Origin of the sequence: Chryseobacterium daecheongense (assembly GCA_027920525.1) — a bacterium.
In the GTDB taxonomy this organism is placed as follows: Bacteria; Bacteroidota; Bacteroidia; order Flavobacteriales; family Weeksellaceae; genus Chryseobacterium; species Chryseobacterium proteolyticum.
Window position 1 is genome coordinate 4,274,954 of the sequence record CP115858.1, and the last position, 21,408, is coordinate 4,296,361.

General features: G+C 32.8%; 19 protein-coding genes and 4 pseudogenes. 16 read left to right on the forward strand and 7 right to left on the reverse strand.

What is annotated here, in order from left to right:
• The first annotated feature begins 46 nt into the window (after positions 1–46).
• Positions 47–232, forward strand: a complete 186-nt coding sequence (locus PFY10_19185) for a hypothetical protein (GenBank protein ID WBV56318.1) — start codon at positions 47–49, stop codon at positions 230–232.
• 150 nt (positions 233–382) lie between these two features.
• Positions 383–1,276 (forward strand): cation diffusion facilitator family transporter, encoded by an 894-nt coding sequence (locus PFY10_19190; GenBank protein ID WBV56319.1) that lies wholly within the window; start codon positions 383–385, stop codon positions 1,274–1,276.
• 1,065 nt (positions 1,277–2,341) lie between these two features.
• On the opposite strand, the gene PFY10_19195 is transcribed toward PFY10_19190, so the two are convergent.
• Positions 2,342–3,400: a ketoacyl-ACP synthase III gene (locus PFY10_19195; protein WBV56320.1), complete on the reverse strand. Its 1,059-nt coding sequence runs from the start codon at positions 3,398–3,400 to the stop codon at positions 2,342–2,344.
• Between the two features lie 499 nt (positions 3,401–3,899).
• Here PFY10_19195 and PFY10_19200 point away from each other — a divergent pair.
• Positions 3,900–4,507, forward strand: a pseudogene (locus PFY10_19200) (recombinase family protein).
• 23 nt (positions 4,508–4,530) lie between these two features.
• Positions 4,531–4,767: pseudogene (locus PFY10_19205) on the forward strand (transposase).
• Positions 4,768–4,979: 212 nt separating this feature from the next.
• On the opposite strand, the gene PFY10_19210 reads toward PFY10_19205, so the two are convergent.
• Entirely contained in the window at positions 4,980–5,711 is a 732-nt protein-coding gene (locus PFY10_19210) for a hypothetical protein (protein ID WBV56321.1), read from the reverse strand.
• A gap of 489 nt (positions 5,712–6,200) precedes the next feature.
• The gene (locus tag PFY10_19215) at positions 6,201–6,860 is read right to left on the reverse strand and encodes a hypothetical protein (GenBank protein WBV56322.1); all 660 of its coding nucleotides are present in this window, start codon (positions 6,858–6,860) and stop codon (positions 6,201–6,203) included.
• Between the two features lie 443 nt (positions 6,861–7,303).
• On the opposite strand from PFY10_19215, the gene PFY10_19220 reads away from it, so the two are divergent.
• The 4 genes from PFY10_19220 to PFY10_19235 all read left to right on the forward strand — a co-directional run bounded on the left by PFY10_19220 (position 7,304) and on the right by PFY10_19235 (position 9,732).
• Entirely contained in the window at positions 7,304–7,498 is a 195-nt protein-coding gene (locus PFY10_19220; GenBank protein WBV56323.1) for a cold shock domain-containing protein, read from the forward strand.
• 121 nt (positions 7,499–7,619) lie between these two features.
• Positions 7,620–8,078 carry a MaoC family dehydratase gene (locus PFY10_19225; GenBank protein ID WBV56324.1) on the forward strand — a complete coding sequence of 153 codons (459 nt, stop codon included), beginning with the start codon at positions 7,620–7,622 and terminating at the stop codon, positions 8,076–8,078.
• A gap of 118 nt (positions 8,079–8,196) precedes the next feature.
• Entirely contained in the window at positions 8,197–9,294 is a 1,098-nt protein-coding gene (locus PFY10_19230; GenBank protein ID WBV56325.1) for an ionic transporter y4hA, read from the forward strand.
• A 96-nt stretch (positions 9,295–9,390) separates the two neighbouring features.
• On the forward strand, positions 9,391–9,732 hold the full coding sequence (locus PFY10_19235; GenBank protein WBV56326.1) for a hypothetical protein: 342 nt from the start codon (positions 9,391–9,393) through the stop codon (positions 9,730–9,732).
• A gap of 390 nt (positions 9,733–10,122) precedes the next feature.
• Here PFY10_19235 and PFY10_19240 read toward each other — a convergent pair whose 3' ends face one another.
• From PFY10_19240 to PFY10_19250, 3 genes are all read right to left on the reverse strand, one after another.
• Positions 10,123–10,824 carry a hypothetical protein gene (locus tag PFY10_19240; protein ID WBV56327.1) on the reverse strand — a complete coding sequence of 234 codons (702 nt, stop codon included), beginning with the start codon at positions 10,822–10,824 and terminating at the stop codon, positions 10,123–10,125.
• A 1,079-nt stretch (positions 10,825–11,903) separates the two neighbouring features.
• Entirely contained in the window at positions 11,904–12,035 is a 132-nt protein-coding gene (locus PFY10_19245) for a hypothetical protein (GenBank protein ID WBV56328.1), read from the reverse strand.
• Positions 12,036–13,051: 1,016 nt separating this feature from the next.
• Positions 13,052–13,648 carry a Crp/Fnr family transcriptional regulator gene (locus tag PFY10_19250; GenBank protein WBV56329.1) on the reverse strand — a complete coding sequence of 199 codons (597 nt, stop codon included), beginning with the start codon at positions 13,646–13,648 and terminating at the stop codon, positions 13,052–13,054.
• A 730-nt stretch (positions 13,649–14,378) separates the two neighbouring features.
• Between PFY10_19250 and PFY10_19255 the strand changes: the two genes are divergently transcribed.
• Entirely contained in the window at positions 14,379–14,558 is a 180-nt protein-coding gene (locus PFY10_19255; protein ID WBV56330.1) for a hypothetical protein, read from the forward strand.
• Between the two features lie 143 nt (positions 14,559–14,701).
• Here the strand turns inward: PFY10_19255 and PFY10_19260 are convergent.
• Positions 14,702–14,965 (reverse strand): annotated as a pseudogene (locus PFY10_19260) (transposase).
• Positions 14,966–15,479: 514 nt separating this feature from the next.
• Here PFY10_19260 and PFY10_19265 point away from each other — a divergent pair.
• From PFY10_19265 to PFY10_19295, 7 genes and pseudogenes are all read left to right on the forward strand, one after another.
• Positions 15,480–15,713 (forward strand): hypothetical protein, encoded by a 234-nt coding sequence (locus PFY10_19265; protein ID WBV56331.1) that lies wholly within the window; start codon positions 15,480–15,482, stop codon positions 15,711–15,713.
• A 710-nt stretch (positions 15,714–16,423) separates the two neighbouring features.
• A complete protein-coding gene (locus PFY10_19270; GenBank protein WBV56332.1) occupies positions 16,424–16,957 on the forward strand; it encodes a hypothetical protein in 534 nt (177 codons plus the stop codon).
• Between the two features lie 200 nt (positions 16,958–17,157).
• Positions 17,158–17,349 (forward strand): hypothetical protein, encoded by a 192-nt coding sequence (locus PFY10_19275; protein WBV56333.1) that lies wholly within the window; start codon positions 17,158–17,160, stop codon positions 17,347–17,349.
• 32 nt (positions 17,350–17,381) lie between these two features.
• Entirely contained in the window at positions 17,382–17,564 is a 183-nt protein-coding gene (locus PFY10_19280; protein ID WBV56334.1) for a hypothetical protein, read from the forward strand.
• A gap of 1,473 nt (positions 17,565–19,037) precedes the next feature.
• A pseudogene (locus PFY10_19285) lies at positions 19,038–20,188 on the forward strand (GMC family oxidoreductase N-terminal domain-containing protein).
• A gap of 30 nt (positions 20,189–20,218) precedes the next feature.
• Positions 20,219–20,497: a GMC family oxidoreductase gene (locus tag PFY10_19290; protein ID WBV56335.1), complete on the forward strand. Its 279-nt coding sequence runs from the start codon at positions 20,219–20,221 to the stop codon at positions 20,495–20,497.
• Between the two features lie 135 nt (positions 20,498–20,632).
• On the forward strand, positions 20,633–20,983 hold the full coding sequence (locus PFY10_19295) for a hypothetical protein (protein WBV56336.1): 351 nt from the start codon (positions 20,633–20,635) through the stop codon (positions 20,981–20,983).
• Positions 20,984–21,408 lie beyond the last annotated feature (425 nt).

The following is a 21,408-nucleotide window of genomic DNA, read 5'->3' on the forward strand; positions in this document are numbered from 1 at the left end:
AGCAAGTCAGAAATAGTGGATACTAACCTTAATAAAAAATAATATCATGAACGTCAAAAGAATTTTTGGGACAATATTAACCCTACTTGGGATAGGTGGCCTTATTTATGTAGGAAATGGCTTAATCACAAAAGGTGTAGCCAATATGCCGCTTATCGTGGTGGGAATTATCGGTTTACTTTTCTTTTTTGCTGGAATCAGCTTAGTCAGGAATATCAAGGATGAGAGCTAAGACGTAGAAAGTGCTGAAGAAATTATATAGTTCAGATTCTCCGGATTATTACATCAGTGAAAAGATTTAATATTCTGTAGTGTCAGAGATGGACTACAGAATATAAATGTTATTGACAATGTTATCCTTTTTTAATTAGTAAGGCTATTAATGACCGACAATAAAAAATCAATATACAGTGCTCTTGCAGCAAACCTTCTAATCGCCCTAACAAAATTTATTGCAGGGGCATTTACAAACAGCTCTTCCATGATCTCCGAAGGAATCCATTCAACAGTTGATACCGCTAACCAGCTGTTGCTTCTTTATGGACTTAAGAGGAGTAAAAAAGTACCTGACGTGTCTCATCCATTTGGATATGGCAAAGAACTGTATTTCTGGTCTTTTGTCGTATCTATCTTAATATTTGGACTGGGTGGTACCTTGTCTATATACCAGGGAGTTTCACATATCATCGAACCTGAACTGATGAAGGATCCATTTTGGAATTATATTGTATTATTTCTATCGTTGATCTTCGAAGGAACATCTTTAATTATCGCTGTAAAAGAGTTTAATAAGGTCCGTAAAGGACTTGGTTGGTGGGAGGCTATTATTAAAAGTAAAGATCCCTCAAGTTTTCTTGTAGTTTTTGAAGATGGAGCAGCAGTTGCAGGTTTAATTATTGTGATAATTTTAATGAGCCTAAGCCACTCACTGCAAATTCCAGCATTGGACGGTCTGGCGTCGGTACTTGTAGGGCTGATATTGGTTTTTGTTTCTTTTATTTTAGCCAGAGAAAGCCGAAGCTTATTGATGGGAGAAGGGATTGCTCCCGAAACAAGAAGAAAAATTTCCCAGCTCGCAGAAATGGATGTTTCGGTAGTGAAAACAAAAAATATCCTTTCGACCTACCAATCTCCAGAGGAGGTAGTCCTTATGCTCATTATAGATTTTAAAGATCACCTCGACACAGAAGAAATCACTGAGGCAATACGACGTTTACGCACCAATATAAAAAATGAGTTTAAATTTGTACACTTTGTAATTATTCAGCCAGAATAGATCGCCGAAAAGATATAAAATTTTAGAGAGTATAGATTGAAGTAGAATTTGGTGTTAACTATATTTTATACATGGCAGAATATCTTTTGGATAGGTAACCTTTTGTAAAATCCATCGGTAAAAGATCAATGGGCGACTTTATACGGCTATTGGTGAAATTTCTAAGTTTTTAACGGTAATTATTTAATTATAAAAAAGCTCTTCAATTAAAGACTCCAATATTAATGTATTTGAAATAAAAAGCTTCCCGGTAAAAGAGCACCACAATAAAATGTTGAAAGTTATTTTAAAATATTTTCACACAAATTTATTGATTTAAGTTTTAGTAGGTCTATGACCTTAATCACAAAGGTAAGTACAGTATTTTTCCTTTCTCAGAATCAAGAATTATCAGATTTTATCTTTTTATAGTTGATGTAATAGACTTGCATTAAGTCAAAAATTCTATTCTGCCAAAACATAAGATGTTGCAACCAGTCTTAATAATCGCACCCATTAGATAGGTCTATCCTGTAATAATAATGATTCTCGCACACGTTATCAGTTATTTTAAAAATTGTCATGTGTTTCCCTCGTGGAAGCCACAATATGATGATTATTATTTATTCTCTTATATTGATTATAAGTTAATTTTCATCCTAATTATAATGTATTTGAAAAAAATGTAACTTTATAGTCAATGTATTTGTTTCTAACAATAACATTGCTGTTTCTCTAGCCTGTCTTCGGACAGGTTTTTTCTATATATAGCAAACATTAACGAAATTTATAAATGCTATTTTACTATGTAAACAAGTTTAATTATTATTTATTAAATCAAGTCTTTTGTTTTTAAGTAAATATACCTGTTATCATTCCATGGAGGTCAAATATTCCTGAACAGCTCTCTCGTAGTATATAACGTGCAAAACATTGCAAAAGGAGTTAATGCAGTTAACATAAGTTAGTTTAATTAATAATTAGCAGGCAACTAAAAATGTTTTCTAAAATTTTTTTGTTCAATAAAACAAAAGCAAATTATATTTTTATAAGTATATTAATTATTTAAGTGTCATAAAATCAATACTAAAATTTATATACCAAGGCATTTATATTCATACCAGCTCCAACAGAAGCAAATAATACGATATCATTCTTCTTTATATAATGATCTTGAAGTTCGTTATTTAAAATCATTGAAAGTAGTGTTGGTACTGTTGCCACACTACTGTTTCCAAGTTTACTTATGATCATAGGCATAATATCTTTAGGAACTGGGGTATTATATAATTTGTAAAAACGATTTACAATTTCTTCATCCATTTTCTCATTAGCCTGATGAATAATAATTTTGTTTAATTCCCCAATCTTATATCCACTCTCGTCAAGACACTTTTTCATGGCTTCCGGTACATGCAAAAGAGCAAATTCATATATTTTTCTACCGTTCATTTTAATGAATTTAGTATCTGACGAATTTGCACAATTATAAGATCTTCCAAAATAAAGATAATCCTTCTCTTTTAAAGTGTAAGAAGCAGAAACATGTGACTTAATACCAGAATCGGTCTCTGTCGCTTGAAGAATTACTGCCCCTGCACCATCAGCATAAATCATGCTATCCCGATCATGAATATCAGATACTCGAGATAAAGTTTCAGCCCCTACAACCAAACAAGTCTTAGCAATACTGGCTTTAATAAATGCATTAGCCTGGATTACTCCCTCAATCCACCCAGGACATCCAAATATCAAATCATAGGCAACACAATAATTATTTTTAATTCCCAATTGATGTTTAATTCTTGACGCTAAACTAGGAACAGCGTCAGATTGGATCTCCCCATAAGGAACATCTCCAAAATTATGGGCAAATATTATATAATCTAATGTCTCAGGGTCAATCGTAGAATTTGTTATCGCTGTTTTTGCTGCAATAAGACCTAGATCTGAAGTAACCAATTCCTTAGATGCATACCGTCTTTCTTGTATACCCGTAATCTCTTTTAGTTTTTCAGCAATTGTAGCATTATTATGTTCCAATCTCTTACCTTTTTCATCAAAAAAAAGATTTCCATAAAAAAATAAATTATCAATAACCTCTAAGGGTATATAATGTCCAGTACCAATTATTTTACTTGTCATGTAATTTAATTTTATACGAATTTATTTATTTCTCATTCAAAAAAGATGCTAATATATTATAATTAATTTAATTGGAATAATTGTTTTTAGTAGAATATTAATGTATTATTCTTAAGTGATTTGAATAGAAAATTTCCTCGATTGATGGATTTACCACAAAATATTTAAAGTTAATCTTAGAATATTAAATTCCAAATTTAGTGCCTTGTGTTTATCCTTTTATGATCCCAAGTACAAATATGATAAGTAGTCGAAAAGGAACAAATATCGCACCGATTCGTTGATGATCTGCAAATTTTATCCACTTTACAGCTATAAGAATTTAGTTTGAATAGTGGAATAGATAATTATCAAATATTTAATAAAAATTCGGTGGTTTTATGAGATTTTTAAATTGATTGTTTTAAATCATTTTATCTTTTCAATTAATTTCTCAAAATCTCGTATCATTAAACAAAGTTTCATAAATTTATGAGAGATGAGTTTAATGTAACAAATTATGAAAATAGGATATGCAAGAGTTTCTACCAAAGATCAAAATTTGGATTTACAAATTGAAGCTTTAGAAAAAGCAGGTTGTGAAAAAATATATCAAGAGAAAATTTCAGGTTCAACTAAGAATCGTCCTGAACTGGATAAAATGATTGAGCATTTCAGAGAAGGTGATGAATTGTATGTTTGGAGACTAGATCGATTAGGAAGAAGTTTAAAACATATTATTGATCTGGTTCTTGGTTTAAGTGACAAGGGAATTATAATAAAAGGTCTTATAGATGGTGTAGATATATCGACAATTAATGGTCGTCTATTTTTAAATCTAATGGCATCTTTGGCGGAATATGAAAGAGAATTAATAAGAGAGAGAACAAATGCAGGTCTACAATCGGCAAGAGCAAGAGGAAGGACTGGCGGAAGACCAAAAGGATTTACAAGAGAAAAAATTTCTAAACTTTTAATAATGCGCTCTTTTTATAAGATCCAACTAAGTCTCCAGAGGAGATTTACAAGCCACTTGGTTTGACTAGAGCAACTTTTTATCGGTATGCTAAAATTCTTGATAATAATACGAATGAAGAAATAAAGAAAATGGCAATTAAAAATAAATAAATCTTATTCAACGGTTTATTTATATGAATATTTTCAATTTCACGGCACATTTTGGTACAGAAGAGGATTGTAGGAAGCATTTTAAAGAGCAACGAGATAAAGAGGGTGTTTGTTGCAAGCGATGTAAAGGAAAAGAACATTATTGGCTCCCATCAAAATGGAGTTATCAATGCAAATCATGCTCTTTTCGAACTTCACTACGTAGTGGAACTGTTATGGAGAATTCAAACCTTCCATTCTTAGTTTGGTATAAAACGATAAATTTTACACTTTAAGCCTAATAGTTGATTTTATATGTTTCGAAGGAATAGAATAATCCAGAAAAGAAACTCCCTTTCATTTTCTGAAGAGGAGTTATAATTTATGAAATGCCTCTTGCGGCTGAGAGGTCTTATTTTTTTACTCCATATTTTTTCTTTTATTAGAATTATAAATGCTAAAAATTTTTTAAATGTGAAGACGTAAATAACTTTTATTTTAATCGTTTCAACGACATTTGTGTAATAGGACCCGAACCAGTACTTCCTGAACTTAAATGCTTTATGGTTATGCTGGCTGTATTTACAATTCTGAATGAATATGTATTAGATGTCAGCATAGGAATAGATGTAAGTAGAGTATATGTCTGTAAACTGCCAGTTGTCGCTGTATAAAGATCATTAACTCGAGCCACCCAATTATTGTTTGTATCATCCCAAATTCCTATAACAGGCGACGTTCCATTAGTTGTTGATAACTGTCCATTCATTGTTATCTGATAAACGCCATCTGCCGATACTTTAAAAGTATTAGTTGTAGCTGAACCTGTATAAAGGTTCTCATTATCAACAATTTCATTGTTTAAATTCCCTATAGTTACCGCAGTACCTGTGCCGGAATTTGTAAAGTCTGCAGTCATTTGAACTATAATTTCCTGAGCAACCAAAAATTGTCCATTAACTGCAATTACCGTCCCGGTAGATGTTGGAGCTCCGGCAAGGTTTTGCCAAGAAGGGGGGGCACCTGGCCCATTAGATTTAAGTACTTGACCTACATTTCCAGATGATCCGGGAGTAGAAGAAGTCCCACCTACATTCAATTCATTTACAACTTGTAAGGATCCGTTAACATGCAAAGTTTTCTGAGGAGTAGATGTATGGACGCCTACTTGTGTATAATATAATACAGGAAGGAACAAGGCTAATGATAATAAATTTTTTTTCATTTTTAAATTTTTTTTTCATCCAAATGTACATTTTTTTAGCTTATTTAATCTTAATATAAATTATAAAATATATTGGCGATGGTAAGTCCTGGAAGTTTTTGTGAAACAAAAATTAATACTGCAAATTATTGGAAATTTGAATTTTGCAGAAAAAGATATTTTGAAAGAGTAAATATATATAACTAAAATATCACAAAGTGATGATATAAATATTTGTGTTTTGTTCAAAATTATTTTTTTAAAATAGGTATTTATTTTGAATAGATATTAAAACCACAAATATTTGTAGTTTTTTTTCATAAAGTCTATCTCTAAAAAGATATAGTTTATTTTTGCTTTAAATTAATGTATGGAAAAGCTGATAGACCTTTGCTATGACTATGAATTTAAAGATGAAGCAGAAGGAATTAAATACGAGTTTGTAAGTGTAGGAACTATGGAAATTCCTAAAAGAGTAACTTTTTCCCCAGTAGATGGATTATCTAATTATTACAATTTAGGTCTGACTAATATTTCAATAGATGAAGAAGGAAATGAAACAGCATCTGATATGTCGAGAGAGAACAGTATAAATGACCATTTGCCGCCTATGTATGGTGTGACGTCCCTCATAAAGTCTCTTTTATAGATAAGCGAGGAAATCTTGTGGGTTAATTCTGTAAAGTGATTCTGGATTCTTTGCAATGTGTCGGGTCTATAAAACTTCTGATCATAATAAAAGATGTAATTTCTTCCCGCATTGACCGTCAGAAATTGCCTGATGATGTGCTGGGATCTCAATGGAAGATCTTCGCCACTAAGGTTGATCAGATAGTCCCACTGCTTGCTGGCATTGAGTAAGAATTCCATGGCGTTAAGCTCCGCCTGAATCATGCTGAATCCCCCTGATATGATATTCATACTTTCCAGAATGTAGACATTCGGATATTGAATTACATAATCCTGGATCGCTTCCGTTGTTTCGGAACTGGCTTTCCGGTCAATGTGTATCAGGTAGAATTGATCACGGGTATATATTTTCTCAAGCAAAGTCATAAGGGCCTCCGGTCGCTGGTGTACCATAATGAAATAAGCAATACGAACCTGTGGTATGGAATGCTCTTCAACGGTATGAGATAGGGTCTGTGGTGTAGCTGAATGGGTCTGCATATTTACGGAAACTTTGATCATCCGCACTGTGCAAATAATTCTTCTGTGTGCGCAATGTATGAATAAAATAATGATAATCAATTATTTATATTTTTTAATTTCGAGGAATATTGATTTACCTTTGCAAAGTATTCATAAAGAAAGGTTCCTGCCTTCGCTTCACTGGTCTATGACAACTATCAGTCTTGCTTTTACAGTTTCCCGTTTATAGATCCAATTTTTTTAATAATATTGAGAATCATGATTCCATTGATCTTAAAAAATGACCCGACAGTACAGGCCATGATATTTAAGTGTCTTATGGATAGCATCAATGAGCCGCGCAAAGAATGATAGGTAATAACGACAAATGCTTCAGTTTGTCCTACAGATCATCATTAACATCAAAAATTAAATCTGTAAAGTGTACAGATCCATTATATTAATTTTTTAATTTTATTACAATGCAAAAAGGCACCGTAAAATTTTTCAACGAAGCAAAAGGCTTCGGTTTCATTGCACCATCAGAAGGTGGAGCAGACATCTTTGTACATACCTCAGGACTTGAGTCAAGAGGCATCCGTGAGAACGACGAGGTTGTTTTCAACGTACAGAAAGGAGATAGGGGTTTAAGCGCAATCAACGTTAAACTGGCATAATCTGATCAATATAGTAATTTAATATATTAGTTATATTACCGGCCTCCCGCATGTTGCGAGAGGCTTTTATCTTTTTACGGAAATCATACCGCTGCCATTGAACTATTAAATCAGAAAATACATGCAGATCATTAACAATTACGAAGAATATAAGTCACTGGAGGTAGTCATGGTCGGAAGTTCTCCATGGCATACAATTGACCAGAACCAGATCGACCGATTTGCAGATGCCACTATGGATCACCAGTGGATTCATGTGGACAGCGACAGGGCATCTATTAAAAGCCCTTACGGATCAACTATAGCACACGACTATCTCACGCTTGCACTGATTCCCTATCTATGGAAGCACATCGCAACGGTGCAGAATGTAAGCCTCGAGATCAATTACGGAATTGAAGACCTGAGATTCGGCATACCCGTGAAAGTAAATTCTGAAGTATCATTGCAGGCGACGATCAGATCGGTGAATGACCTTCGGGAGATGGTCAAGGTCGTTGTCGGTGCAAGACTCGTAGTAAGGGATGAGTCGAAACATGCCTATACTGGCAATGTGGTATTTCTTTATCAATTCAAATGAGCTACTATGTCCTTTTGTTCAAACTCACAAGGTTAAAGGCCTTCTGCGCATTGAACGCATTTTGCTGTCAAAAGATGGTACGCTCTACACCATCAAAAATTAAATTGTATTCTTCTTTATGAATCAACATAAGTATTTACGGTATTGGACGATAGTCGTGCCGCTTTTATCTTGGCTCTTCTATTTTGGGAGCTTCATCTTTTCATCAGGCTATTATTCGATCCTGTTAACTATCCTGTTACTGGGAAGCGTGCTCACAGCAGTCTATCACTCCGAAGTGCTTGCACACTACCTGGGTGAGCCTTTTGGCACCCTTCTTTTGGCCTTTGCCATGACAGTCATCGAGGTCGGCCTTATCATTTCCATTATGCTTGGAGCTGAAGGTTTGGAGACCATCACCCTGGCAAGGGATACGGTCTTTGCAGCAGTTATGCTCATCCTTAATGGAATTATTGGCATCTGTATTGTCATTGGATCAATAAGATACCGGGAGCAAGCCTTTACTTTGAAAGGCGTGAGCACGGCTCTGATCACTTTAACAGCAGTGGTTGTTTTTGTTCTAATATTACCTAACTATACAGTAAGCCACAAAGGAGGTGAGTATACTTCGTTTCAGCTTTTGTTTATTGCGTTGTTATGCCTGACACTTTATCTTGGGTTTACGATGGTGCAAACGATCAGGCATCGGAGCTTTTTTATATCGCCCAGTGACAAAGCGAAGGAAAAAGCTGTGGAATACGAAGGTAAAGTCAAAGTTTCGAGAAAGCATATGTATATCAGCAGTTTTATGCTGATCGTAAGTTTAAGTGTGGTTGTTCTGATGGCCAAACTTCTTTCAAGAGATGTAGAATATCTAGTGGTAGCCGTGGGAGCACCAAGATCCGCAGTAGGTGTTGTCATTGCAGGAATTGTGCTCTTACCGGAAGCTCTTGCGGCAATCAGGGCGGCCAGAAATGACAGGATACAGACTTCACTGAACCTGGCGTTTGGTTCTGCGCTGGCTAGCATCGGACTGAGCATTCCTGCCATTGCGATCATATCAGTAATGAGCGGGATTAGGATGACATTGGGAATCGACATCAAATCGACCGTTCTCTTGGGACTATCGCTATTTATCATCACGATTTCCCTGGCCACAGGAAAAACAAACATTATGCAGGGATTTGTGCTGATCGGCATATTTATGATCTACCTTTTTATTACGATTGTTCCCTAATTCTATCAATACGATTGACAAATGATATCATTATGCTGCAAATCATAAAGTCTAGTAGACATTAAAAGCTATATTCATCACTAATTTAACAATATAATGATTGAGGAGGAATGCCTGAGATTGCATGGCGCTGAACTCAGAACATTTGCCGGAGGCTCTCTGCTTTTCAGTAGGGAAGAGGTGGTGGGGTATTACTTTCAGATTGTAAAAGATTTACAAGAACGTTTGGAAGAAAGTATTAGACAAGCTGAAACAAGTACATTTGACGGAATAATCACTTTAATTACAGGAGAAAAAATTGAAAGTGAATTTTTTCATAGGCTTTCAGATGACGTGTTTGTTGACCGAAAAAATAAAACTGAATTTATTCGAGATAAAATTGTGAGTGTAAAATATATTGAAGATAGAAGGACAATCTCAAAAAATAAATTACTTTAATCATATTAGTAGTACAACAATCTATTCCCAAATTTCATAATATAGCCAAATGAAGTTATCGTGTGAAAGACTGGTAGATGTAATAGGTTGGATGCCATGATATAAAAAAACACCTGCTATCACAGCAGGTGTTTTCTCAATTATATTTAGATTGATTTCCCAACTGCAGTTGTTTTCAACACCAAATCTAAGGACTAATGATTTCACTAGAACTACCGACAACTGGTTGTTTTATTTATAAATTAACTAGTTTTCTCGTCCTTAGCTTTGCAAAATCTTTCTCTGAACTTTGATGTATTTGTCAAAATTGTAGATTAGAATCTATTTTGGTTTTGTAGCCTGAATTGACTTTACCCGCTTTTCACAAATCATAATCCTTGCTTCCATTTCTTATTTAAGTCTGTTAACTGAAAAAAAAGTAGAAGGATTTCCACTTAATTCTCCCCGGATGAATATTTTTGTTGCAATTCTTTTCATAATTCTAAAAGAATAAGTTTTACCTGTAACAAGGTCCATAGCTACATTAAAACTTAAGTTGCTTACTTCTCCATCTGCTAAAGTTATTGTTTGTAATAGCTGAGATTCCCATTTATTATCTGTATTATTATAAAGTCCATAGTAAAAATCTCCACTATAAGCGTTTCCTTGAGGTTGTACGGAAAAATTCATTGTTACTAAATAAGTACCATTAGCGTTAATCGTGAAAGAATTGTTGGTGCTTGTTCCTGTAAATGTATTATAATTGTCAATAATTTTAGTTGTAATGTTATTGATTGCTAGTGGTGTAGTTGCTATAGTACCTGTCTCCCAATTTGTAGACATTCTAGCAGAAATTTCCTGAGCTATTTGCTGCTCCCCATCAATCATAATAACAGTTCCTGTACCATTAGGTAGATTTAAAGGGGGAGTTGAAATAGCTTGCCATATCGTACCATTAAAAGAAAAATACCCCGTTCTTGTTACATTGATCGTTTGACCTGATGGAGCTGGATCTGCAAGTGTAATATATACCATAGCTCCTGTTTGATCAGCTCCATAATTTTTTGCTCGTAACTCAGCTCCTGTAGTTTTGGGCGGAATAATACCATCCATTTTTGAAATATTAGTTGGTTCACCAGAAACTTCTAGGGTAGCTTTAGGATTGGTTGTATTTTAATAAAGTTGAAATTTTAACAAAGATGTGATCATGATAATATGTTGGGAGATTCTTTAAATAAAAAAACCTGTCCGAAGACAGGTCAAAAAAACATCAATGTTTTGTAGAAAACAAAACTATTGAATAGTAAATTTACTATATTTATCTAAGAATTAAATAAATTTATAGCTATAAAGTTTATTATAATATATAATTTAAAAAATATGGAATATCGAGTTGTTAGTAACGAGTCCCTTGATGGTCTTTATGAAGTTGTTGAAGCAAATTTATTAATCGGATGGAGGCTACAGGGAGGTATCGCCGTTGGAATAAATGGGGTATTTTACCAAGCCTTAGTTAGGTTAAAATAATGATAGAATAAATCTTAAAGCTAATTAATAAATATAATCAATGGTTGTTTAAAATGAAGACCTAATTTTTATTTTACCCAAAATCTTATTAGGGACCACACATAAACAAAAAAGCTTATAATTTGATAGTAAACCTTAATAATCTTTATTAAAACATTTTTTAACCCCACAAGATTGCGATTATGATAATAAGTGAAGATTTATTAATTAAGCATGGAGCGGTTAATAAATATTTTGCCCCTGGCGAAATAATTTTCCGCGAAGACTCTACTCCTAACCTGTATTTTCAGATTGTTACAGGGATGGTGGAATTATTTAATTTCCATCAAAATGGGAGGGAATTTAACAGTTGATAGATTTTATCTGTATCAGCAGCATTCAATGGAACAGTATCGAGTATTGCATTTAATTTATCATCTACAGATATCAAATTTTTATTCACCGCCATTTCTACTTTCTCCTGGAAATAATCCTCTGCAATTGCGTAAATTTCACCAGCCAGATCAGGCCTTACCTTAACCGCAGTAATAAGAACCTCGTTATAAGTAACCTGATCATATCCGTCTGTTAAGTACTTTTCACATGTAAGATTATGTAAAATACCATAATTATTACTGTTGCTTGGAAGAATAGGTTCTTCAGTAACAATAGCTTTCCAACCTTCATTAGCTGTAGTATGCCATTGAAGCTGCAGCAGCTATGAAAAGGCTTACAAACCCTGTCTCTGCTGTCATTAATCCTGCTACTACATCAGCCCAAGCAATTGCTTCTTTTTGTTGTCTTGTTAATTCTGCCATGATTTTTTCTTTTTAAAATGTTAATTGTAATTTTTGCTGTATAATCCCCGGCATTGGGTTTGAGTAATCAAAATTTTTTGTATATTTTTATTGGGCATATAAAAATAAACACCTAAAATTCTTATCATTTAATTACTAATACAAAAGTAGGTGTGAGTAGCGACAAAAGTCGGCGTATTATATTTTTTTCTAAAAAATTCAAAGTATTGCTTTGGAGACAGAAACATCAGAGTTTATGCTGTTGAGGCTGAGTATAAATCTAATAACGCTGTAAGAAAAAATAATTGAAGAAGAAATCTGGGAAAAGAAAAAATGTTTTAATAAGTATTAATTATACTTTAATCATAGAACTATAAATCATGAACCGTTAAAAAAAAGTATATAGAAAAGAATTGAAATGAATTAGTGGCGGCGGGGAAGAACCATGCGGTCCGGCAGGACTTCCATGTTTTAAAGGTGCATGCTGTATCAATGATAGGTGTACAGGGCCAAGCCCTCCTTATAGCTGTGCTTAACATAACATGATGAGTATTAAAAACTGACACTTAATTAGGTTAATATTCTTTAAAAAGAATATCATATTTTCTGTTCATCACCAAAAAGGTATTTTGGAGATCCTCATAAGATAATCAACTAAAAGCTTTTCTAATATTCCCGCTAAAGTGGGGATTATTCATTAAAAAAAAGAGCCCTTCAAATGAAAGACTCTTATCCAGTATTAAAATAATTTTAAAAGTTTCACGAAAAAGCTTCCCTGTTAAGAGAAGCTATCAAACCTAATGGATTTAGTTAAAAAACTAATATTCTAATTTAGTAAATATGAATAAGTGTTTTTATGATTGTGATCATAAACTGTTTTATTACTTAGCTATTGTAAATTTTTAAGAATGTGAATATTTGGTCAAGTTTGTAAATTATATCTTCAGCTTCGGTTGGAGATTTTATTGAAAAGAAGCCCTTCATTTGAAGAACTCCAGAGTATATATTTTCTTAATGCGTTCTGAGTATTATATAGACTAGTAAAGTATCTTTCCTTTTTCAATTGTTAAAATATTATCAGCCTCCATTTTTTTGATTGTACGTATTACAGTTTCTACAGCCATACCTGTTAGGTTTGCTATCTGCTGCCGTGTAAATGGCACTTCAAAAGCATCAGAAATATTCCTTAAATTGTAATCTTTAATATAATCTAAAATGGTTTTGATCTTTACTGATGGCTCAATACTTGACATATTGAAGAGCATTACGTATTTATGATAAAGCCTTTCGGACATGCATTGCAAGAGATTTTGCATTACATCAAAGTTTTGAGCAGCTAAACTTGTAAATTCATTTCGCCCAAGGCACAATATATTACAATCTGTTTTAGCAATTGCGCTCATTGGATAAGGCTTTTCAGTAAATAATAAAGATTCCCCTATGCTTTGTCCGTCATATAAAATGTTATGAGTAAATTCTCTTCCATTTTGATGGAAATTAAATAGCTCCACCATCCCTGTAACAATCTGAAAATATTGGTTGGGAGTAGAGTCTTCGCGGAAAATTATTTCGCCAGGGGCAAAATATTTATTAACCGCTCCATGCTTAATTAATAATTCTTCACCTATTATCATAATAGTAATGTTTTGGTTAATAATGTTTTTAGAAAATGATCAATTAATTTCCCATCAAATTATAAGCCGCTTTTGTATGTCGTGTGGTACCTATAATTTTTTTTGAATTTTTATAATCTGAATTTTTATTATCTTTAAAAGCCTTGTGATTTTTTAGTCACTATTTGTGTTTTTTTATCCTCAACTTCGGTTGGGGATTTTGCATTAAAAACTTCCCCAGCCCGAGGAAGTTACCACAAAATAATGAAAGTTATTAGATTTTATCCTTTTCAAACTTAGGCATTAATGATAGGATAGTTTATGATCATAATCACATTATTATTTTTGAATAGATCTTGTAAATTTATAATTCAATGTATTTGTAACTTACAAAGCATAATGCTTTTTAGCTTGTATTCGGATACGCTTTTTTATGCCCATGAAATCAGCAAAAAACGCAAATTGTTACAAATTGTATCAATAAATATTTTGGAAATGTTACAATAATTTAATTTGTTAAATGTTAAGTAATTAAATTGCTTATTAATTATGGATTTCCATAATTGAGAATGAAAATTATTTGTAATGTTATCTTTTCATTACAAAAAAATATACTTATAACCCAAATTCAAATTAAAATGGAAAAATCAGTCATTTAGCAGCTTTGGGAGTTGCTGGACTTGTTAATGCGAAAAGCACTTTTGAAAATACAGTGAAAATTAAACTTGAAAAACTTACAGATAGTGAAACTATGTTTCAATTATGTGGAGTGACTGTGACTTTCTACAATAGCATGGGGGAGATCACAGGGCAACAATTATATACCTCGGATCAACCTACCTTAGAATCATGCCTGGCTTATCAGGCAGGAGTAATTGCAGATCTTAGAGCACAAGGGTATATAGTTGAAATCATTGGCGACGTAAATTAGTACTTATGAAACGATTTCTTTTTATTATTCTTATCCCTAATTTTTTTTTGGAGTATTATATTCTCAGAAGATAGTTCATATACAATATCTGAATGTCCGTTCTCCTATAGCTAACATAAACGAGGATCTTTATAGTTATGGGTTACATGTTGTACGTCATCACTCGTAGCCTCACGAGCGACATCTCCATTGAGACGCTTTTTTCCTGCTTCCATAAACTCCTTGTTCCAGGCATAAAACTGCGATTGTGCAATGTTATGGTTCCTACAAAGTTCGGCTACGGAGGTCTCAGCCCGAAGACCTTCCATCACGATTAGAACCTTTTGCTCTGCGGTAAATATTCTGCGGGTGTTTTGCCGAATATCTTTTACAAATTTTTCGGTCGGTTTCTTTTTCGGTGTTGCCATAATTAAAATTACTCTTTTTATGAAAATACTCCTTAACTTTTTAATATCAAATGTCCACTTTTTGCTGACGATTTACAAATATTGGTTTCCTGCAGCATTTACTTACACAATGCTAAATAACAAGGAAAGACTAGCTTTCAAATATTATCCGGAATTATTTAAAACAGATTCTGTATTTCCGGATTTAAGTATTTTTCAATGCATGAGGATTTTCATATTTACGTGCAGAAAAATTGGTCTTACGACCAGAATGGTAAGGATTATATCGATATTTATCCAGTTTGTAAAGAGCATTTTGATCTTCTGAAAAAAGAATATATACTATTGGATAGGGGAATAAAAACAAACGATCTAGAACAATTGGATTTGATTATGAGGAAATGGGTGGAAATTCGAAATAAGCGTTACAAAAAATGGCCTCAACTTATAGGAGAAACTAATAGTTGAAGCTATAGAAGGAACTGCACGTTATTTAGAATATAGGTATTCGGTCCTTAGTAATGAAGATAGACCTTTGATAACAAATGCACACGGAAAAGCAGTGGATTTTGAACAGACTATAGAATATATTACAAAAAATAGCTTATTATATCCATTTTTATCTAGAACAGCTTCATATGCTAAAGGAGCTGCATTGGGATGTATTTTAGATAAATTAGATCCAGAATTGAAACATAAAATTGAAGATTCTAAAAACAATAACGGGTCGACACAATTTGAAATTTTGAAGACACAATATTCTGATTAGTGTTACCATTATAATCAATTAAGTCCCCGCATGAAATCAATATTTTAAGTATATCAACTGTCTTATAAAAGATTTTCGTAATGTAATTTTGGGTTCTATCGTTTTGTATCTGAATAATAAAACTTAGTAACGTGGATTCAGAAGAAGCTGCTAAATGATAGGATTTATTTTTAACCAGTGTAGGGAAGGGTTAAAATAGAGTGTTATCTTTTAATAACCAGAGATTATACTTTATAAAAACCATTTTTCTTATTAATGCACAGCTTACTTAAAATATTTTAACAGATGTTTGATTTTTTTAGTGCTTTAAATATATTAATATTGACGCTTAAGATATCTTTAAATTATTTACATAAGTTTATAAAATAAAAACAACAACGATAGAGGATTAGAATATTTATAATTGTTGTAATATGATCCAGACAGACGGAGGGATTAATCAATATTCATAAGAAAAGAAAATGTGAGTTTCTTATGAGGTTGTGCAAAGTTTGATCTGACCAACTGAAACCACTTCAGTCTTAATGCTTTTGTTTAGAATAAGAATGCTTTTAACTGGAATTAGCGATACTGAGATGAATATGCCATAAATCAAGGGATTCCTATCTTAATTCTACAAAAGTTATTGGTGGACTACAATATAAATTGCGAATTCTTAAATTAACGAAGCCATATTTGGTTTAATAATATCACTAACTAAATTTTATAAAATGACTGCAGACTACCTCATAAAAATTGGAAAAATAACAGGATTAGTATCATTTTTACTTGGAACATTTTTTTTTGGACTATGTTTTTGGAAACCCGAAACAATAATGGTCCTATTTGTTATTGGCATAGCCATCATAATTAATATGATCGTTTTGGGGTTAATTCTAGCAAAAGAAATAAAAGAAGCGAATAAAAAATTGCTAAAAACTGCTGGCTTTGTTTCGATGAATATTATTGTTCTGCTTTTGTATTGTTGGATTATAATTATTTTGATAAATATGATTCGAGTAACATTAACAAACTCTGGTACATCAATATTGACGGACTTAAATATTTCAGGTTGCGAAGTCGAAAATATAGATAAACTTGAAGTTGGAGATAGTAAAACTGTCTGGATTGATATACCTCATGATTGTTCTGTTACCATAACTTATTTATGTAATAAAAACATAAGAACAGACACTATTGTAGGATATGGTACAAATAATGGAGGAGGAGAAATATTGAAGTATAAAATTGGCTGCGATCAGTAGAAGTAACAGTAACTGGTTCGTGCATCATATAATAATTATTAACAATCTAGAATTATGACAAATTTATTAATCAAAGGAGGGCTCCAAAGCTCTCTTAAGCCCTGAAAATTGTGTATTGATCTTAATAGATCATCAGCCATTTCAATTTGCCACTCTCAGAAGCCATGATTCTCAAACGATAATAAATAATGTAGTAGGTCTTGCAAAAAACGGATAAAGCATTTGAAGTTCCCACCCTTTTTACCACTGTTGTAGAAAATCTTGGCGGCAGCTTGGTACAGCAGCTTCTGGAAGTTTTCCCTGAACAGAAACCATTTAACAGAACAATGATTAATTCCAGGGAAGATCCTAATGCAGTGGATTGGGTTACAGAGACAAGGAGAAAAAAGTAATTGCTGCTCTGTGGACTGAGGTCTGTCTGGCGATGCTAGCTATCCAAGCAGCAGGAGAAGGATGTGATTTATTTGTAGTTACAGATGCCTCAAGAGGAACAACATTGGGGGCATATGAAAATGGCAATCCAAAGGATGATCCAATTAAGTGGAGTTTTTTTGGAGGAGAATTTCAAAGGGATTGGCACGTCAAAATACTGTTCCGCAATGAATGAAATTATGGTTGAGCATCAAGCAAATTTCGGAATCAGTTAGCTTTGGGAACATCAATTATTAAATAGCTCATCTAAAAATAACGATTAGAAATAAGTAGAAATTACAGATTTGGAGAGTTAAAAGTATATCACTAGTGATTTTAATTATTGGATTTGAATTGGAGGTTGGAAGGAGAGATATATTAATAGGTTAATAGTGTTGAAAAGGGATGTTGTTGTTGAGCATCCTTTCTCTTTACCCTTATATTACCAAACTTTAATAGCAAAGTAATAGAAATGAAATGTCCGGTGTTTTCAAAGTAAATTTTATTTAAATGTGTAAAATATTTTATAATGCTAATTGGTTTATAGCGTGATTATTATATACTTTAATTGCATTGCAAATATATTGCATTAGATACAAAATTAAAATTATTAATAAGAAATACTATTGAATATAATAAATTTCAAGCTAAAGAGTATTTGACTACAAGCGAAATATGTAATTATCAAATATCACATGTTGTATGGTTTTGTAGAATGATGGGCAGTAATCAGTAAATTAGAAAAATCTGCTATGACATGCTTTTCGTTGCTCAAATATATAGTGATTTTACTTACAAGAAAGTATTGCTGAAATACAAAATTACGGAGTATTAACTCCTTGTTTATGTTTGTTCTGTCTTATTTTTTCTCAGAGATTCCCCTTTAAGTTCTATTCTTAGAGAGTTGTGTACCTATCTGTCGAGAATTTCATCTGCAATCGTCTGCTCTCCTATAACTTTATGCTATGTACTTACAGGTAACTGCCAGGCAATAATTGTAGAACGTTTTCATGTCTGTATTCAATTATTCCCATAAAATTCTGATGTTTAAGATTATCCAGCGCATGTAATCCGAAGTTGTCCGGAATAATCAAGTCCTGCTTTTCTGCGGTCTATTCTTTCAGATAGGTTCCGTCTCCTATGGTCATGAAATGCTAATATTTATAGCGTGTATTTACCCAATGAAATAATCATTAATAAAAATGAGTATCCAAATCATGTAGAGATAACGGTTTTATCAATAAGATCTTTTATTGACGCATACATGATTTGGTGCGGTTCATGCAAATTGGCGGAAAAAACATTTTTTTTGTTCCTTTTACTAATTGGAAATTTAAAAAAGAAGGTGTTGTTTTATTGATGGAAAGCAAACCGTTAGCTGTGCATATCTAATCTATATGATAATGTAGATTGACAGATTTTATATTCGTCAAATTTAATTTATTTTTTATCTCTTCTTTTTAAATATTAGCGATCTAACTTATAAAACTTCAAAATCTACATCAAAAAGCATAGTATAATAATAAAATTAATTTTTCTTCTTAATATTTATTAAGACAATTTGCAAATTACTGATCTAATTTTGAAAATAATAAATAAGAATTGAAATGAAAAAAAATCAATTATCCTATCATACTATTATCATTGGCGGTGGAACAGAGGTGCTGTGATGGCTAGTCGATTAAGTGAAATAGAAGATATTTCTGTATTATTGATCGAAGCTGGAGAGGTGTATAAGCCTAATGGGTATCCTGAGCAAATTGCTTTAGCGAAATATATTGGAGGAGATAAGGATTCTGTTTGGGATGTTTCTAAGGAAATCAATTCTGAAATTCCTACAAAAGGTCTATTTAGAGCTAAAGTACTTGGAGGGGGGCAGCGATAAATGCTGCCGCATTTTTGCGTGCACCAAAATCTGATTTTGATCGTTGGACAAAAAACGGGTTAAAAGGATGGGAATTTTCTCAGGTATTACCTTATTATAAAAAAATTGAAGCAGCGGATTTTGGTGATGATAAATGACATGGCCGAAACGGACCAATATCTGTCCATCTACTTAAAATAGATGAAATTACAAACACAGCTAAAGATTTTGTAGAGGCCGCTATTAATACCGGGATATCATTTCAAGAAGATTTAAATATTCCTTTCCCAAAAGGAGTGGGAATATATTCCATTAATATCAATCGTGGTATTCGATTAAATACAGGAATTTCATATTTGGCTGAGAAAGTACGTGAGAGACCAAATTTAAATATTGTAGGAAATACCACAGTTAGTAAAATTATCTTTGATAATGGAAGTGTGAAAGGTGTCGTGTTGAACGATGGCAATACAATATTTGCCAAGAACATAATATTGTCTTGTGGCACTATTGGTACCGGTGGAATTTTGCTTCGTTCTGTCCTCGGTTCAAGGAAGCAACTTGAATCTTTGAAAATTCCAGTAATTGCTGATCTACCCGTTGGACAATTTGTAATGGATCAACCTCAAATTTACCTACAGGTTAATATTAATGGAGATGAAGATTCCTTTCCTCCTATTGGAGGAAAGGTTTGGGAGCAATCTAGTTATGCAGAAGGTGGTGAACTTGATTACTATTTGGGCTTTAACCATTTTGCAGACCTGTCGAAATCACCAACAGGAAAAGCGTTTGGCATTATAGTCTGTGGTTGCCGTCCTGTGTCCAGAGGGAAACTACAACTTGATCCTAATGATATTTTAGCGTCCCCTAGAGTTAGTCTAAATCTTCTTTCTAAGGACAATGAATATAAAATTATGGTAGAGGCTATTAGAAAAGTTATAAATATATTAGAATAAAAACCTCTCAAAGGCCAAATTACCTCTGTAATGTTTAGCGATGGTAATTTACTTCCTTCTTCATCAGAGGAACTAGAGGTATTAATTCGTAAAAATGTAGAATCTTGTTTGCACATTACTTCATCCGCACCAATGGGAGGAAAAAATGATCCAAAGGCTGTTGTTGATAATAAAGGGAAAGTATATGGACTCAATGGATTGTATATAGCTGATGCTTCAATACTACCTGATGTACCTTCTGTAGCCACTAACCCAACAGTAATTATGGCTGCTGAATATATTGCAGATCAAATTAAAAAAAATTATTAATTTAAAATTTAAATAAAAATGGATTATTCAATTTTGAAAGAAGCAAAGTTTGTATTGACACCTGAAGTAGAACAAGTAATACAAGTCGTTGCTGGATACAATCGTACACTCAAAGAAGGCTCGCTTTCCAACATTATGAGAATTTTTAATGAAGATTCTGTTCTAATTCCAGAAAATCAAAGACCAATTAGTGGACTTAAGGATATAGAGAAAGTATACACTGAGCTTGTAAATGTTATTAAGTTTAATGAAGGTAATATCATTAATATCATGGATGCGTATGTTGCGGGTGATTTAGCGTACGTAAGATCGGTAGATACAACGGGTTCTGTTACTGAAATCAAATCAGGGGAGGTCAAGTCTCCAATATTCAGAGAACTTTGGGTATTAAAAAAAGATGATAAAGAAAAATGGACGTTCGCGATATATGCATATGGAGTAGCATCACAGGAAAAGAGTAACCTGGCCGATGCCGTAGTTTGGTAAATGATGCGGTTACAATATACAAAAGATGATGGTAGATTATAATTACAGTACTAATTCTTTTAAGCATTTTGCTTATTGTAAAAAAACTTCCAAGAGACCTATATTTACTCTTAGTATATTGTTCCAAGGAACATTGGGTTTTATAGCCTCTAAATTAAATTGGTCTCAATAAAATCATATTATGATGTGCTAAAATAATTTTAACAACAGTATCAACATTGATGCTGTTGTTATTTTTTACAGCGAAATATGTTATTTCTCAATTCTGTACAATGAACAAGTTAAAAATTAGAAATGATACTAGACGCATTGGATTATTAGTAAACTATAAAACTAATATGTAATATCACTACTTTATGCATTACCAAATTTCACTAAAGTTCAAAAAACGAGAGTCTAATTTTTTTATTTTTGCCTGTGTGAAA